Raw genomic sequence first — 15,411 nt, forward strand, 5'->3', positions numbered from 1 at the left:
AGGATGACACAACGGCAGGTGCAATTGCGGCTGGGCTTCGGGGCGCTGCTGGCCGCGATTTTTCTGGCTGTCTACGCCATTCCTGCCTGGGTGTCTTCGCCCAGCAATGTGGGCAATGTCATCCTGTCGCCGCTGTTCTGGCCCTACGCGCTGTCGGGCTTCACGGGTCTGGCCGGGCTGGGGCTGGTGTTTTCGGGGTTGCGGCTTGAGGACACCGGCACGCCCGTCAACACGCCCAGCGAAAACCCGAATGCCGCCTGGCTGCGGCTGGCGGGCATGGCGGTGATCATGGGGCTGACGATGATCGCCCTGCCGCGTCTGGGCATGGTGCTGACCTCGATGCTGATCTTTGGCGCCACCGCCTTTCTGGTGCGCACGCGCCATCCGGTCACGGCCGTGTTCTGCGCGGTGATCATCCCGCTGGTGCTTTACGCGTTTTTTGCGCATGTCGCAGGGGTCGCGATCCCGCAGGGCAACATCCTGAGGCTGCCATGAGCTTTCTGGACAGTCTCGCCGCGGGCCTCAGCCTGGTTGGCAATATCGAAAGCTTTCTGGCACTTTTCATGGGCGTCGCCATAGGCGTGATCGGCGGGGCCATTCCGGGCATGTCCGCCACCATGGCCGTGGCGCTGACCTTGCCCTTCACCTTCGCGATGCAGCCGATCACCGGCATTCTGCTTCTGCTCGGGGTTTACAAGGGCGGCATTTTCGGCGGCTCGATCCCGGCGATCCTGATCAAGACACCGGGCACGCCTGCGTCTTCGGCCACGATCCTCGATGGCTACCCGATGGCGGAAAAGGGCGAAGCGGGCCGCGCGCTTGGCATGGCGCTTTGGGCCTCCTGCACAGCGGATGTGATCTCCAACCTGTCGTTGATCCTCTTTGCGGGCTGGCTCGCCTCCTTCGCGCTCAGCTTCGGACCGCCCGAGTTTTTCACGCTGATCCTGTTTTCCCTGACCATCATCGCGGGTGTCTCCGGCGAAAGCCTGCTGCGCGGGGCGCTGTCGGCGCTGCTCGGGTTGCTGTTGGCGACCATTGGCCTCGATCTGGTCTACGGCACCAACCGTTTTACCTTTGGCGATCCCAACATGATGGGGGGCCTGAACTTCATCGCCGTTCTAATCGGGTTGTTTGCCATCCCGGAAATCCTGGCCATGGTCTGGCACCCGACGGCGCATGTGGGCACGGCGCGCAGCCTCGGCAAGAATTGGGTCAGCTTCGCCGACTACCGCCGCAGCTTCAAATCCATCGTGCGGGGCAGTTTCATCGGGGTGTTCCTCGGCTCCATCCCCGGCATTGGTGCGGCCCCCTCGGCGTTCCTCAGTTACTCTGAGGCGCGGCGCACGTCGAAAAACAAGGAGAATTTCGGCAAGGGCGAGGTCGAAGGGGTGGCCGCCTCCGAGGCGGGCAACAACGGGGTGGCGGGGGCCACGCTGATCCCACTGCTGGCGCTAGGGGTGCCGGGCGACGTGATCACCGCCATCATCATTGGCGCCTTCATGATCCACGGTCTGCAGCCCGGCCCGATGATGTTCATTCTGAACGTGGATATCATTTACGGGCTCTTTATCGGGTTGATCGTTAGTTCGGTGTTTCTATTCCTGATCGGCACCGTCGCCATCCGCGGGTTCAAATACGTGGCAGACATCCCCAAGCGCATCCTGATCCCTGCCGTTCTGGTGCTCTGCATCTACGGGGTCTTTGCGGTCAACAACAACATCTTTGATGTGGGCGTGATGTTCGTCATGGGCTGGGTCGGCTTCATGATGGTGCGCTATCACATCCCCGCCGCGCCCTTTCTGATTGCCTTCATTCTCGGCCCGTTGCTGGAGGATAATTTCCGCCAGTCGATGCTGATGTCCGGCAGCGACCCGTCCATTTTGGTGCGCGGCCCGATCACATGGTTCTTCTGGGCGATGACCCTACTGACCATCATCGCGATTGTGCGGGCGGGCGTGCGGGCGGTGAAAGGCACGCCAGCCCTGTCGCCAAAAGTGAAGGACTAAGGCGCGGGCGGGCCAACGTGGCACGTGACGCAGGAAAACCACATTGGCGGCATTTTGCCGGCGTTCACGAAGTAAACTGAAATTGTGATTTGGCGGCAGGCGCGGGTTTCGTGCAGGCTTGGCAGGATACGCGCAGCACAACGCCACTGCGTAGAAAAAGACCGGAGTTCAAGATGCCTGCCTGCCTTTTCGCCCCGAAACAACAGCACGATGAGGGACAGATCGCAGCGGGCAGGGCAACGCGATGAACCAGGCCGAAGCCATTCTGATGGGGCTACGCATCTGGGGCAGCATCGGCGCTGTGGTGGCCGCGATTTTCCTGACCATTGGCATGGACCGCATCGATGAGGATGCGCGCGGCGCCTATATTTTCCGCCCCCTACTGATCCCCGGTATTCTGGTGATCTGGCCGCTGGTGCTCTGGCGCTGGTACCTCTACGAGAGCGGGCGCGAGCTCTGGGCGCGCCGCTATGATCCGCCGCGCCGGGCGCATTTCGCGGTGGGGTGGATATTGCCCATCGGCATCTGTCTGATCATTCTGACGGGGCTCAGCCTGCGCCAGACATGGCCGGCGGAGATCGCGCCGGTGCAACTCTCCACCCCGGCGGAGGTCAGCCAATGAGCGTCAAATACATCCCGGTCCAGTGGAACCCGAACAAATACATCTACGATGCGGTGATGCTGCTGGGCGTGGCGCTCTTTCTCTATGTGTTTCTCTACGCCGCGCCGGGCATTCTGAGCCACGAGCGCCCGATCAACAGCCAGGTCCACAATGCCCGTGCCTTCGGGGCCTGCGCCTTTGTCATGCTGACGGTGATCCTTTGCATTGGTCCCTTAGCGCGGCTCGATCCCCGTTTTCTGCCCTTGCTCTACAACCGGCGACACTTCGGGGTGATGACTGTCTTCGTGGCGATCACCCATGCGGGCTACATCGTCGATTGGTACTTCGCCTTTTCGTCGTCGAACAAATACGAGGCGCTGCTGTTTGCCAATACCAGCTACAGCCAGCTGGCGGGGTTCCCCTTCGAGGTGTTCGGGATTTTTGCGCTCTTCACGCTGATCCTGCTGGCAGCCACGAGCCATGACTTCTGGATGAAATTCCTCAGCCCGCCGGTCTGGAAGCGTATCCATTATCTGATTTACCCGGCCTATCTCTCGGTCGTGGCGCATGTCTCCTTTGGCATCCTGCAGGACCAGCAGAACCACGCCTTTACGGTGATTTTCATCGGCGGTGCGGCTGCGGTGGGCCTTCTACATCTGATGGCCGCATTGAAGGAACGCGGTACCGACCGGACGCTTTTGGCAGACAGCGCCGACTGGGTGCACGTCTGCGACACCACTGAGATGAAGGACGGCTTTGCCAAGATCAAGCTGCTGGCCAATCGCGAACGTGTCGCCGTCTATCTGAACGACGGCAAGCTCAGCGCGATTTCCAACGCCTGTGCGCATCAGAACGGGCCATTGGGTGAGGGGCAGATCATTGACTGTCTGGTGACCTGCCCGTGGCATGGCTTTCAATATGATGTCACTAACGGACAGTCGCCCGCGCCCTTCACCGAAAAAATCCCCACGTACAATCTAAAGACCGACGGCACCGCCGTGCTGGTGGATGCCCGCGCCAACCCGCCCGGGACTTACGTGGAACCGGTACCCGCAGGAGTGACATCATGAGCGCAAAGGACCGTCCCTTCTTCGTCGGCTACTTGCCTACGCCCAAGGCGCTGCGGGGTCTGCTGCTCGCGGTCTGTGTGCTGTTTGTCTCGGGGTTGGCCGGTTTCGGTCTGGCGCTGGGGATCGCTCAGGACGACCCCGGCGAGGGCGCGTTTCGTTTTGACTACGGGCGGCAGACGGTCACCGGAGTCGTGGAACTGACACCCTATCCTCTCTTGCGGGTCACCGAGGGTAACGACCGTATTCCGGCAGGTCACACGCTGATGCTTGCGGGCGGCGGCAAGACCAATGTGGAAAGCCGTGCGATTCCGCTGGAAGGCCAATTGGCACAGGTCTCCGGCGTTATGCTGCAACGGGGCGATCTGGATATGCTGCAACTGCGCGGCGGGCGCAACGGCATCCAGGCCGCCGAAGGGGATGCGCCGCAGATGGAAACCATCCCGCTGGGTCGCTGGAAGCTGGCGGGTGAGATTTGTGACGGCAAGTGCCTGGCAGGCGCGATGCGGCCCGGGCGCGGGCTGGCGCACAAGGCCTGCGCCAATCTCTGTCTGCTGGGCAAGGTGCCGCCCGTCTTTGTCTCGACCCAGCCTGTAGATGGCTCCGAATTCCTGTTGGTCACCGGACCGAACGGGGAGCATTTACCGGAAAGCGCCTATCACTATGTGGCGCAATTCGTCTCGCTGGAAGGCGAAGTCGAACGGCGCGGCGACCTGCTGGTGCTGCGGCTGGACCCGGACACGCTGGAGGTGCTGGAGTGATGCGCCGCGTTCTCATGCTGATCCTGATCGCTTGCCTCGCCGCGATCTTCTTTTACCTCTCGCGCTTCTGGTATCTGTCGCTCTGGGACCGCCCGGGCCTTTTCGGGCTTGAGGCGCTGCGCCCGCAGGGTGGTCTGGTCGGCCAATGGCTGCGGGGCACCAACACCGCCCCGTTCGAGCTGCTGATCTGGGCGCTGGGGTGTTTCGCCATCCTGAGCCTTGCACAGAAGCTCTATGATTTCTTCACCACGCCATCTGAAACAGGAGAGCCAAATGAGTGACGACACCCTCGACTGGATCAGCGTTGGGCACACCGACGATCTGCCCGAAGGCCGGGTCAAGACCGTAACCGCGCGCACCACGTCAATCTGTCTTGTGCATTTCGACGGGCAATGGGCGGCGATGAACAACCACTGCCCGCATCAGCGCGGGCCCTTGGGCGAAGGCTCCATAGAGAAGGGCATCGACGACAAATGCTGGATTCGCTGCCCCTGGCACGGCTGGGATTTCGACCCGCTGACCGGCAAGCCGCCGGGCGGGCATGAGGACACCGGGCAGCAGATGTACCCGGTGGAGGTGCGAGAGGGCGAGATTTTCGTGGGCATCGCGCCCGAGCCGCCGCATGAACGCACGGTCACGGATGTCATGGTGGAGACGCTCAGCAACTGGGGCGTGCAATCGGTCTTTGGCATGGTGGGCCATTCCAATCTGGGGCTGTCGGATGCGATCCGGCTGGCTGTGGTGGATGGCAAGATGTCCTATTTCGGCATCCGCCACGAAGGTGCTGCGGCCTTTGCAGCCTCCGCCTACGGCAAGCTCACGGGCACGCCCGCCGCCTGTCTGACCATCGCGGGGCCGGGGGCGACGAACCTGCTCACCGGGCTTTGGGATGCCAAGGTCGACCGCGCGCCGGTGCTGGCGCTGACGGGGCAGGTGCAGACGCAGGTCATGGGGCCGGGGGCGTTTCAGGACATTGACCTGCTCTCGGCGTTTCAGGCCGTCACCAGCTTCTCGCAGCCTGTGCTGGGCAGCTCCAACCACGCGGAACTGGCCTCGCTCGCCTGCAAGACGGCCATCGTGGAGCAGAACGTCGCACATCTGATCTTCCCGGACGACGTGCAGACGAACCCATCCGACAAACCGGCTGGCGCGCCAGACGGGCGCGTGACAGTAGCCCCCGTCATCCCGGCGCAAAGTGAGATCGACAAGGCGGCGGCAATGATCAAGGCCGCGAAACGCCCGATCATCGTGGTCGGCCACGGCGCCTATCCGGTGCGCGAAGAGATCGCGACATTGGCCGAAACCCTCGGCACACCGGTCCTGACCACCTTCAAGGCCAAGGGGCTCTTGCCGGACGATCACCGCTGCGCGGGCGGCGTGCTGGGCCGGTCCGGCACCCCCATCGCCAGCTGGTTCATGAACGAGGCCGATCTGATCATCGCGCTCGGGACCAGCTTTTCCAACCACACCGGGATCGAGCGCAGCAAGGAGATCATCCAGATTGATCATGAACGCATGCAGCTGGGTAAATTCCACCCCGTGGCCCTGCCGATCTGGGGGGATGTGGGCGCGTTTTGCGATGCCATCGCCAAGGCGGATCACAAAAACCCCGATGCGGTGGATCAGATCACCGAACTGGCCGACCGCTGGGGCATCTGGCGGCGTGAAAAGCAACAGCGGCTGGCGGAAGATCTCGGCAAGGGCATCCATTCCTTTGCGATTTTCGAGGCGCTGGGGCGACTGGTGCCGGAGAACACCATTTTCGCTGTGGACGTGGGCAACAACACCTATTCCTTTGGCCGCTATCTGGAAACCAAGGGCACGCAGCGGGTGCTGATGTCGGGCTATCTGGGCTCCATCGGCTTCGGCCTGCCTGCCGCCTTGGGCGCTTGGGCCGCGACACAGGACAAACCCGATCTGAACGGCTGCAAGGTGGTGTCGATCTCGGGCGATGGCGGCTTTGGCCAATACCCGATGGAGTTCACCACGGCCGTCAAATACGGCATGGATATCACCCATATCCTGCTGCACAACGGCGAGCTGGGCAAGATTTCCAAGGAGCAGCGGTCGGGCGAATGGCCGGTCTGGGAAACCGATCTGCAGAACCCCGGCTTTGCCGCCTTTGCCCGGCTCTGCGGTGGTCACGGGGTCAAGGTCACGGATGCAGGCGACTTGGAGGCGGCGATCAGGGAAGCGCTGGACCACAAGGGGCCGGCCCTGGTTGAAATCATGACAGACGCCGATCTCGTCTGATCCGATTGCACCGCCCCCGGCGATGTCCTAGGACGGATCAACCAAAGTGTGAACGCGTGGCAGATGATCCGGCCTGAGACATGAACGATATTCTTGAAGGTCTGGTGTCGGCATTCTGGCTGGTAGTCACATTTGACACCGACCTGATGCAAATTTCGCTGCGCTCCCTGCAGGTCAGCCTCTCGGCGCTGGTGATTGCCTCGGTGATCGCGCTGCCGCTGGGGACCTTTCTGGCGATCCGGCGGTTCCGATACCGGCGGTTGACGATCTCCTTGCTGAACGCGCTGATGGGACTGCCGCCGGTGGTAGTCGGCCTGATCGTCTACATCCTGCTGTCGCGCTCGGGGCCGTTTGGTGTGCTGGGGCTGCTCTTTACGCCAACGGCCATGATCATCGCGCAGGTGATCATCATCACGCCGCTCATTGCCTCGATCACCCATCAGGCGATGCGCGAGCTCTGGGCGGAATACCACGACCTGCTGATCTCGCTGAACACCAGCGGCTGGCAGCGGATCAAGACGCTGATCTGGGACGGGCGGCGCAACCTGCTGACTGCCTCGCTGGCCGGGTTTGGCCGGGCCATTGGTGAGGTCGGCGCGATCATGATCGTGGGCGGTAACATCGACAACGCCACCCGCGTGCTGACCACGGCCATTGCACTGGAAACCGGCAAGGGCGATTTCGCCCTGGCGCTGGCCCTGGGCTTTGTGCTGATTGCGCTGGCCATCGGCATCAACATCAGCATTCACTGGCTTTCCCGCACGGAACGGGAGGGGCGGTGGTGAGCATGATGTTGCCCTTGACCCTCAAGGACGTCGTGGTGCGCCGACGCGGCAAGCGTTTGTTGGGACCCGTGAACCTGACCCTGCGTCCGGAGGGGCTGACCATGATTGTGGGTCCCAACGGCAGCGGCAAGACCACCTTGCTGCGGGTCATGCATGGGGTGGAACGGCTGAGCGACGGTAGTGCGACATGGGCTGTGGCCGAGGAAGAGGCACGTCACCGTCAGGCTTATGTCTTTCAAACCCCGATCATGCTACGACGCACGGTGGCCGACAATCTGCGCTATCCGTTGCAACTAATCGCAACGCCCCGCGCGGAGATCGAGACCAGCGTGAACCACTGGGCCAGACGGATCGGGCTGGAGGCGCGGATGGGACTGCAGGCCACGCGGCTTTCGGGCGGGGAGAAACAGAAGCTGGCGCTGGCGCGCGCCCTGATCCGCAAACCGGATGTGCTGTTTCTGGACGAACCCTGTGCAAATCTGGACGGCGCCTCGACGCGCGATATCGAGAGCATTCTGCAGACCGCGCTCACCGAAAAAACCCGCATAATCATGACCACACATGATCTGGGTCAAGCCAGACGTCTCGCGGGTGATGCACTCTTCATGTTGCATGGCGTCGTGCATGAAAGGGGTCCCGCATCGGATTTCTTCAGCACGCCGCAGACCGCCGAATTGCAGGCATTCTTCAGAGGAGACATCATCGCATGATGACGCGCATCGCAACACTTTTAACAACGGTGCTTTTGGGCACCGCCGCAATGGCTGAAGATATCAAGCTGGCCGTGACCACCTCATTTGAAAACTCCGGCCTGGCGGATGTGCTGTTGCCGGCCATCAAGGAAGACCTTGATCTGGATGTTCAATTGCTTGTGGTCGGCACCGGTCAGGCCTTGCGGCTGGGGCAGGCGGGGGATGTGGATGCCATCCTCGTGCACTCCCGCACGGCGGAGGAAAAATTCGTGGCCGAAGGCCATGGCACCTATCGGCGCGAGATCATGTACAATGATTTTGTCTTCATCGGGCCCAAGGAGGATCCGGCTGGCGTGGCCAAGGCAGGCTCAGCTGCCGAAGCTCTCAAGCGTATCGGTGTGGTCAAACCCGCCTTTGTCAGCCGCGGCGATGACAGCGGCACCCACAAAAAGGAAATCGCCCTCTGGCGCGCGGCTGATCTGGCCCCTGACACCTTCGGCGACTGGTACCGGGAGGTGGGCGCGGGCATGGGCGCGAGCCTGAACACAGCGGCGGGCCTTGACGCCTATGTTCTGGCCGATCGCGCGAGCTGGCTCAACTTTGGCAACAAGGCGGATCTTGATCTGCTCTATGCCGGAGACGCGGCACTCTTCAATCAATACGCTTTTCTGGCCGTGAACCCCGAAAAACACGCCCATGTCCGGAATGATCTGGCCGTGCAACTGGAAGACTGGCTGACCAGCCCGCGCGCGGCAGAGCTGATCAACGGCTACACCATCAATGGTGAGACGCTTTTTATCTTTAACGCGAAACCGGAGTGAATATGGCGTCCGAGCGGTCAGGGCGATGAATTGAACGCAGTGACCGCTTGGAGCCCAGTCTGACTGATGCTGCAAGCTGCACCCATGTCGGCTTCGCGCTTGTCTCAGAAACCAGTTCTGGATCGGTGCCGTAAGAACGCCTGAATAAATCGAGAACTATAGTTTTGGCATTTCGGGGAAGGACAGGGCGCCAAAAGGACGCTATTTGAATAGTTCGATGTGCGCGGCTAGGAGAACATTCTTTGTCTGCTCAAACCCGACATAAAGTATTAAGATGATTGCAACGAAGTAAAGCATCAGCGAGAAAATCGATGAGAATCTGTTCCGGCAGTTGTAGACTTGATAGTCTTTGATAGCAGAATGCCGCACGATCTTTGAGATCAGCGTCATTTCATCTGTTGGAGTGAAATTTTTGTGTTGAGTTTCGTTAGGCGTTCCCAAGCCAAAGGACTGGTTGTTCTTAACACTGTCATGAAACTCTTTTTTTGCTCCTTCGTCTGAAAAATGATAAAATGAATCAAATACATGCGCCCCAACGCGATCACGCAACGCAAGTCGGTCACTATGTGTGAGGCCCGCTCTACCAGCGGCTGCGGCGAGCACTTCGTTATTTGGTGATTTCTGCCACTCATTTCGACAAACGTCCAAATATTCGCTCTCGGAGAACCTTTGGATGAGATACGGAACCCGTGCTTGATAAATTAGCTGCCCCAACACTGCAAAAACGGCGGCAAAGTAGATCAATACCCACGATGTAGGCAGCGGATGAGCGGCAAAATTCCCAGTGGGTAGTAAACCTTCGACGGTTGTCCAAACTCCTGCCATTACTGGCACCAAGAGGAGCATCAAGTATGACGCTCGGGTTAGAATTTGAAGTTCGGCCGCCGATTTTACGACTGTCCAGAACCCGACTCGCATTTCAGGCCTCCTGATCAACACAATGTCCTATTTGTAGTAAGATTCTTTTCAGCTTATCGTAAGTGTTCTCTGTGGCCGCCTGACAATCAGGACTGACAATTTTTGGAGCACAGCGAAAGCAGCCATTGGCGCAACTGCAGCGAATTCACACTTGGTCCCGCATTGCACTCTTTGATACTAAGGCGCTTTTCGCGGCCATTATTTTTGTGAGTTTTACCAGAGTTTGCCCAATTCGTCTGCCTAATGCTGATGCGGGTCGTCATCCAGTGATCCATGGATGGCGAATTGCTCGATGCCGGCGTCCTGTGGTTCGATCATCCGGTAGCTTTCCTTCACGCCCGCCTCGGTCAGCTCGCGCGTGACGGTCAGCAGCGTGTTGAAGTCCTGATCTTCACAGAGTTCCAACATCTGGTTGATCTCTTCCATCGCCACCCCCATTGCCGCCTCGACCGACGGGGCGCCGTAGATGTCCACGAAATGCTGGGCGAGGGCGGTGGCAATGGCGTCGCGCTCGTTTTCCTCGATCTGGGTGACGGCGACAAAGCTCGCGCGGCCAAAGGTTTCCACACCCATCCAGCCGTTGGTGAAGGCCTGTTTTGCTTTGCCTGTTAGATCGGCCTCCGACCAGTTGGAAAACTCGAACCCGCCGGAAATGCACCATTCGCCGGTGCGCGCGGGGCTGTGAAAGACGCGGGTGTCGCTGTCGTCGAAATGAATGGCGCGGGCCAGTTTCATGGCATCTTCCTCAAGGTGCTGGTCAGCGGTATGATTGTCGAGCCGTCCTCCTGCTGCAACAGCAAACCGAAGGTTTCGTCGATGCCGCGATAGGTGCCGGTTTTGCCCTGCAGGGTGATCGGATCGCCTATCCCATGGGCCAGCCCGGTCCATTCGTTGTGCACCGGTTTCACGCCCTCATCGTCCCAGCGGTTGATCCAGACCAGTGTGTGCCGCACCCAGGCTTCCAGCAATTCCACCGGGTCCACCTCACCGCAGCCTTCGGCAGAGAGCGAGGTTATGTCCGGCGTGGTGCCGGTCTCTTCCTGATCAGACCAGAGCGTGAGGTCGAGCCCGATCACCAGCCAATCCGGCGCGCTGTCGGGATCACCCGGGGCCGCCGCGGCCTGCAGCATGCCGCAGCGCGCGCCATTGAGCCGCAGGCCACCGTTCCAATCCAGATGTACGGACACTTCCGGCGGGGCCAGCGCGCCAAAGGCGTTCTGAAACCCAACCCCGCAGACCGGCAGCATGACCATCGCATCACGCAGGGAAATCTCGGGGGCAAAGACAATCGCCGCACGCAGCCGATCCGGCGCGATGTCATAGGTCACCAGACCCGCATCACAGCCCTTGGTTGCCTCCTCACAGGCAACACGGAACGGATCCGCCCCGGCGGTCACGAGACCCGAGAAGAGTGGCGGGAATTGCGCGCCGTTCATGCCTTGCCGTCGGCGATCAGGGTACGGGCCACGGCGCGGAACGCCTCTGCCTGAGGGCTTTCGGGTTTGGAGACCACGATGGGCGCGCCGCCGTCCGCCGCCATGCGGATATCCAGATGCAGCGGAATTTCCGCCAGCAGGGGCACGCCGAGCTTTTCCGCCTCCGCCGCCACGCCGCCGTGGCCAAAGACATGCTCCTCATGCCCGCAGTTGGAGCAGATGTGGGTCGACATGTTCTCGATCATACCCAGGATCGGCGTGCCCAACTGGTTGAACATGTCGATCCCCTTGCGCGCGTCCAGCAGCGCTACATCCTGCGGCGTCGAAACAACAACCGCGCCGTCGACCTGGAACTTTTGCGCCAGGGTCATCTGAACATCTCCGGTGCCGGGGGGCAGATCGACAATCAGCACGTCCAGAGCGCCCCATTGCACCTGGTTCATCATCTGCTGCAAGGCGCCCATCAACATCGGTCCGCGCCAGACGGTCGCCTGATCATCGTTGGTCATCAACCCGATTGACATCATGGTCACGCCGAAATTGCGCATTGGCAGGATGGTCTTGCCATCGGGCGAGGCGGGACGGCCGGAGACACCCAGCATGCGCGGCTGCGACGGGCCGTAGACGTCGGCATCGAGCAAACCGACACGGCGGCCTTCGGCGGCCAGCGCGCAGGCGATGTTCGACGAGATGGTCGATTTGCCTACGCCGCCCTTGCCGGACGCAATGGCGACGATCCGGTCAATGCCGGGCACTTTCTGCGGACCGCTGGGCGCGGTTTTCTGCGGCTTCAGATCGGGCGGGGCGGAGGGCGTGCTGTGCGCGGTCATGACCACCGAGACGGTGCCAGCGTCGGGCAGCGCCTGCACCGCCGCCTCCGCTGTCTTCTGGACCTTCGCGTAAAGATCCGCCTGCGAGGGCGGCACCTCGATCACAAAACGCACAGCCCCTTCGTCGCCGACGGTCAATGCTTTGACCAGTCCGGCAGACATCAGGTCGGACCCGCTGACCGGGTCTTCGATCTCTTTCAGCGCGGCCAGAACCGCGTCACGTGTCAGGCTCATTTATCCTTGCCCGCCAGAGATTTGCCCGGTCACGACATGTTCCATATCCAGCCCGTCGATGGTCAGCACCACCTTGGCCTCATAGGTTTTACCGGTGGTGTCCCCGGCGTTCCGCATGGCCTCTTCGATGGCCTGCTGCGAGGTCACGCCGACCTGTTTGAGGAATTTGCGCATCGACATGTTGAAGTCTTCTGACATGGGGTGGGTCCTTTTTTTGCGGATGAGATGAAAACTTGACGGTGAATTGAGCGCCCGCCTAGGCTGTCTGAACAGAGCAGAGTTCGGGAGGGGCGATATGCGGAGAATACTGGGGGCGCTTGCCTGTCTTGTCGTCCTGCCCACCACGCTCATTGCAGAGGATTTGCGGCTTGCCGTGCCGGAGGCGCTGGAGGCCACGGGGCTGGCGCAATTTATCGTGCCGCGCTTTTCGCTGAAAACATCCGTGCGGATTGCGCGCGTGGGCCCGGACGCGGAGGCCGAGATGCGGTTCACCCGTGGTGGCACGGCAGTGTTTGAGGGACCGCAGCAGCGCTGGGGGCTGGAGCATGATGGCGACCCGCGCGCGGTGCGGTTTCTGGACTGGCTGAAATCCGACGTGGGCAAACGCACGATCGAAAGCTTCAAAGCGGAGGACGGCACGACCTATTCCGCAGCGGTGACGCAGGCGAAGGTCGAGGTGGAGGTGAGTTTTGACGGCGACAGACGAAAAGGCGAGGCACTCTCGCTGTCGCTCTGCGGGCGCTGTCACGTGATCAATGACAGCAACAGGATGAACGGTATGGAGTCGACGCCCTCTTTCCGGGTGCTGCGGGGGCTGTCGGACTGGGACCGGCGCTTTGCCAATTTCCATCTGCTCAACCCGCACCCCAGTTTCACACAGATCGACGGGGTGACCGATCCGTTTGATCCCACCCTGCCGTCGCCCATCGTGCCGGTCGAGCTTACGGTCGATGACCTTGAGGCAATTCTCGCCTATGTGTCCGGGGTGGCCCCGGCGGATCTGGGCGCGCCGCTGCAACTTCAGTGATCCCTGCGCTTGCTCAGGTAATCATCCGTGGTGCGCACGGCAGGCCGCTCGCCCCCGGCGAAGGGGTTGTTTTGCGAATGGTACTGCGCCTGTATCCGGCAGTTGTCACACATCTCGATCATGCGGATGGTGTCGGGATTGGCGAACATCGCATGTTTGCCCGCGAGCTTTTCCTTGATCCGTTCCACCGTTGATTTGGACCCGAAAAGCGCGCCGCATTCGACGCAAGGAAAGGGCTCTTCCTCATGCATCACCACCTGGGTAAAGGCAGCATCCGTGAGGTTCAGTTGCGGGGTCAGGGTGATGGCATCTTCAGGGCAGATATTGCTGCAGAGACCGCATTGCAGGCAGGCATCTTCCTGAAAGCGCAGTTGGGGCTTGTCCGGGTTGTCGCCAAGCGCGCCTGCCGGGCAGAGTGACACACAGGAGAGGCAGAGGGTGCAGGCGTCCTGATCCACGAGGATCGCGCCATAGGGGGCGGCATCGGGCAGCGTGATGACCTCCGCCTCCGGTTGCAGGGCCTTGGCGGCAAGACGGGTGACCTGACGGCGGCTGCCGAGAGGCAGGATGGGGTCCTGAACCGCGTCGCTTTGCGCGTCTATACATAATGCATCGCTCAGCGCGTCGGGGTCCGATACATCCAGAAGCGCGATGCTCTCCTGTCCGGCAATCGCATTGGCCAGCGATTGCTCCTGTTCCAGCACCGCGCCCTCGCTGCGCGGGGCGAGCAGAACGGATACATGGGCAAAGCCGCAGGCCAACGCCGCCAGCATTTCCGCATGGCCAAAGCTGGCGAGCGCCGACACTGAGAGCGGGATCACATCGCTGGGCAATCCGCGGCCGTATCGTGCCGCGAGCGAAATCATTTCCGCGCCAAAGTCATCGTCATGCACCAGCAGGCGCGGGGCCGTCCCGCCCGCCTTGCGATAGGTGCTGGCCAGCGTGTTCAGCCGCGCAAACAGGGTGGCAACAGGCGGCGCGTCATAGGTGATGGCGCCAGAAGGGCAGAGCGACGCACAGGCCCCGCACCCTGCGCAGATCATCGGATCGATGGCCACATGCTCTCCCGCTGAGGTGATCGCCCCGGTCGGGCAGATGTTCAGGCATTTCGAACAGGCGGGTTGTTCGGCGCGCGAATGGGCGCAGAGTGGCTCTTCAAGACGCACATAGAGTGGCTTTTCAAAGGTGCCGATCATCTGCGAGGCATCCAGCACCGCTTTGGCAACAGCGCTCTGGCTGCCCGGATCGGCGCGCAGATACCCGTCGCGTTTTTCCGGGGCGGCGAAGAGCGCTGTGTCGCCGCTCAGATCGAGGATCACGTCACAGGTACTCTGGGCACCATCTTTCGGAGGCGTCCAATCGGCGGCACCGCGCCCCCCGGCGATGATCTGGCGAAAGCCGTCAATGCGGATATCAAACCGGCCCAGCGATCCAGTGGCGCGGCGCAGTGTGCCGCAGACCACGTCGAAGGCCATACCGGGCGCGGTGTCAAACGGGGCAGGGGTCAGCAACGTTACCGCCAGCATGCCGGACAGATCATGGGCAGCCTGAAGGGCAATCTCGCCCGATCCGATGATCAGGCAGGCCCCGTTGGAGATCACGTCGCGGGTGCGTTCCGGCGGATGGGTCAGCATCGCTTCGGCGGCAAGCGCTGCCATTTTCGGGGCCGCCTCCGCCGCCTCATCGCTCCAGCCCGCGCGGTCGCGCAGGTCAACGAAACGGGGCTCGGGCGCTTCAACTTCCTCGGTCAACTCCCTGAAGAGCGGTGCTTCCTGTTGGCAGGCGATCATCACGCCATCCTCCGCCAGATGCTGCGCAACCTCTGCGATCTGGGCACCGCAGGCGTGGGTGAAAGGTTTCGTGCATCCAAGACCCGTAGCAGTCGCAATCGCGTCGCCGTCCATGGTCTGACTGCCAAGACAATCACAAAGCACCAGTTTTTTTGTCATCTCTCCCCCAGCGGCTGCCGCAATGCCATCC

The 15,411-nt window shown here is 61.4% G+C and carries 17 protein-coding genes; 11 read left to right on the plus strand and 6 right to left on the minus strand.

Annotated elements, in window-relative coordinates; all coding sequences use genetic code 11:
* Positions 1–3: 3 nt before the first annotated feature.
* From Q1A52_RS09170 to Q1A52_RS09215, 10 genes are all read left to right on the plus strand, one after another.
* Positions 4–495: a tripartite tricarboxylate transporter TctB family protein gene (locus tag Q1A52_RS09170; RefSeq protein WP_300013866.1), complete on the plus strand. Its 492-nt coding sequence runs from the start codon at positions 4–6 to the stop codon at positions 493–495.
* Positions 492–2,006 carry a tripartite tricarboxylate transporter permease gene (locus Q1A52_RS09175; protein WP_300013869.1) on the plus strand — a complete coding sequence of 505 codons (1,515 nt, stop codon included), beginning with the start codon at positions 492–494 and terminating at the stop codon, positions 2,004–2,006. Before Q1A52_RS09170 ends, Q1A52_RS09175 begins: the two co-directional genes overlap by 4 nt.
* Before the next feature lie 244 nt (positions 2,007–2,250).
* The gene (locus Q1A52_RS09180; protein ID WP_300013872.1) at positions 2,251–2,628 is read left to right on the plus strand and encodes a hypothetical protein; all 378 of its coding nucleotides are present in this window, start codon (positions 2,251–2,253) and stop codon (positions 2,626–2,628) included.
* Positions 2,625–3,677: a Rieske 2Fe-2S domain-containing protein gene (locus Q1A52_RS09185; RefSeq protein ID WP_300013875.1), complete on the plus strand. Its 1,053-nt coding sequence runs from the start codon at positions 2,625–2,627 to the stop codon at positions 3,675–3,677. The genes Q1A52_RS09180 and Q1A52_RS09185 overlap by 4 nt, the downstream gene beginning before the upstream one ends.
* The gene (locus tag Q1A52_RS09190; RefSeq protein ID WP_300013878.1) at positions 3,674–4,435 is read left to right on the plus strand and encodes a hypothetical protein; all 762 of its coding nucleotides are present in this window, start codon (positions 3,674–3,676) and stop codon (positions 4,433–4,435) included. Before Q1A52_RS09185 ends, Q1A52_RS09190 begins: the two co-directional genes overlap by 4 nt.
* Positions 4,435–4,716 carry a hypothetical protein gene (locus Q1A52_RS09195; protein ID WP_300013881.1) on the plus strand — a complete coding sequence of 94 codons (282 nt, stop codon included), beginning with the start codon at positions 4,435–4,437 and terminating at the stop codon, positions 4,714–4,716. Before Q1A52_RS09190 ends, Q1A52_RS09195 begins: the two co-directional genes overlap by 1 nt.
* Complete coding sequence (locus Q1A52_RS09200) at positions 4,709–6,688, plus strand: thiamine pyrophosphate-dependent enzyme (protein WP_300013884.1); 1,980 nt, start codon at positions 4,709–4,711, stop codon at positions 6,686–6,688. Before Q1A52_RS09195 ends, Q1A52_RS09200 begins: the two co-directional genes overlap by 8 nt.
* An 80-nt stretch (positions 6,689–6,768) precedes the next feature.
* Entirely contained in the window at positions 6,769–7,473 is a 705-nt protein-coding gene (locus Q1A52_RS09205) for an ABC transporter permease (RefSeq protein WP_300013886.1), read from the plus strand.
* Positions 7,467–8,183, plus strand: coding sequence for an ATP-binding cassette domain-containing protein (locus tag Q1A52_RS09210; RefSeq protein WP_300013889.1), 717 nt, complete (start codon positions 7,467–7,469; stop codon positions 8,181–8,183). The genes Q1A52_RS09205 and Q1A52_RS09210 overlap by 7 nt, the downstream gene beginning before the upstream one ends.
* Positions 8,180–8,986 carry a substrate-binding domain-containing protein gene (locus Q1A52_RS09215; RefSeq protein ID WP_300013892.1) on the plus strand — a complete coding sequence of 269 codons (807 nt, stop codon included), beginning with the start codon at positions 8,180–8,182 and terminating at the stop codon, positions 8,984–8,986. Before Q1A52_RS09210 ends, Q1A52_RS09215 begins: the two co-directional genes overlap by 4 nt.
* A 201-nt stretch (positions 8,987–9,187) precedes the next feature.
* Here Q1A52_RS09215 and Q1A52_RS09220 read toward each other — a convergent pair whose 3' ends face one another.
* The 5 genes from Q1A52_RS09220 to Q1A52_RS09240 form a co-directional block, all read right to left on the minus strand.
* Entirely contained in the window at positions 9,188–9,904 is a 717-nt protein-coding gene (locus Q1A52_RS09220) for a hypothetical protein (protein ID WP_300013895.1), read from the minus strand.
* Positions 9,905–10,144: 240 nt separating this feature from the next.
* Positions 10,145–10,639, minus strand: a complete 495-nt coding sequence (locus tag Q1A52_RS09225) for a DUF6505 family protein (protein ID WP_300013899.1) — start codon at positions 10,637–10,639, stop codon at positions 10,145–10,147.
* Positions 10,636–11,340, minus strand: a complete 705-nt coding sequence (locus Q1A52_RS09230) for a biotin/lipoate--protein ligase family protein (protein ID WP_300013902.1) — start codon at positions 11,338–11,340, stop codon at positions 10,636–10,638. Before Q1A52_RS09230 ends, Q1A52_RS09225 begins: the two co-directional genes overlap by 4 nt.
* On the minus strand, positions 11,337–12,404 hold the full coding sequence (locus Q1A52_RS09235) for an Mrp/NBP35 family ATP-binding protein (protein ID WP_300013905.1): 1,068 nt from the start codon (positions 12,402–12,404) through the stop codon (positions 11,337–11,339). Before Q1A52_RS09235 ends, Q1A52_RS09230 begins: the two co-directional genes overlap by 4 nt.
* A complete protein-coding gene (locus tag Q1A52_RS09240; protein ID WP_299829659.1) occupies positions 12,405–12,602 on the minus strand; it encodes a DUF6494 family protein in 198 nt (65 codons plus the stop codon).
* Positions 12,603–12,699: 97 nt separating this feature from the next.
* Between Q1A52_RS09240 and Q1A52_RS09245 the strand changes: the two genes are divergently transcribed.
* Entirely contained in the window at positions 12,700–13,431 is a 732-nt protein-coding gene (locus tag Q1A52_RS09245) for a hypothetical protein (protein WP_300013908.1), read from the plus strand.
* On the opposite strand, the gene Q1A52_RS09250 is transcribed toward Q1A52_RS09245, so the two are convergent.
* Entirely contained in the window at positions 13,425–15,380 is a 1,956-nt protein-coding gene (locus Q1A52_RS09250; protein ID WP_300013911.1) for a 4Fe-4S binding protein, read from the minus strand. The two genes, Q1A52_RS09245 and Q1A52_RS09250, sit on opposite strands and share 7 nt — an antisense overlap.
* Positions 15,381–15,411: the final 31 nt, after the last annotated feature.

Source organism: uncultured Roseobacter sp. (genome assembly GCF_947488185.1).
Lineage (GTDB): Bacteria > Pseudomonadota > Alphaproteobacteria > Rhodobacterales > Rhodobacteraceae > Roseobacter.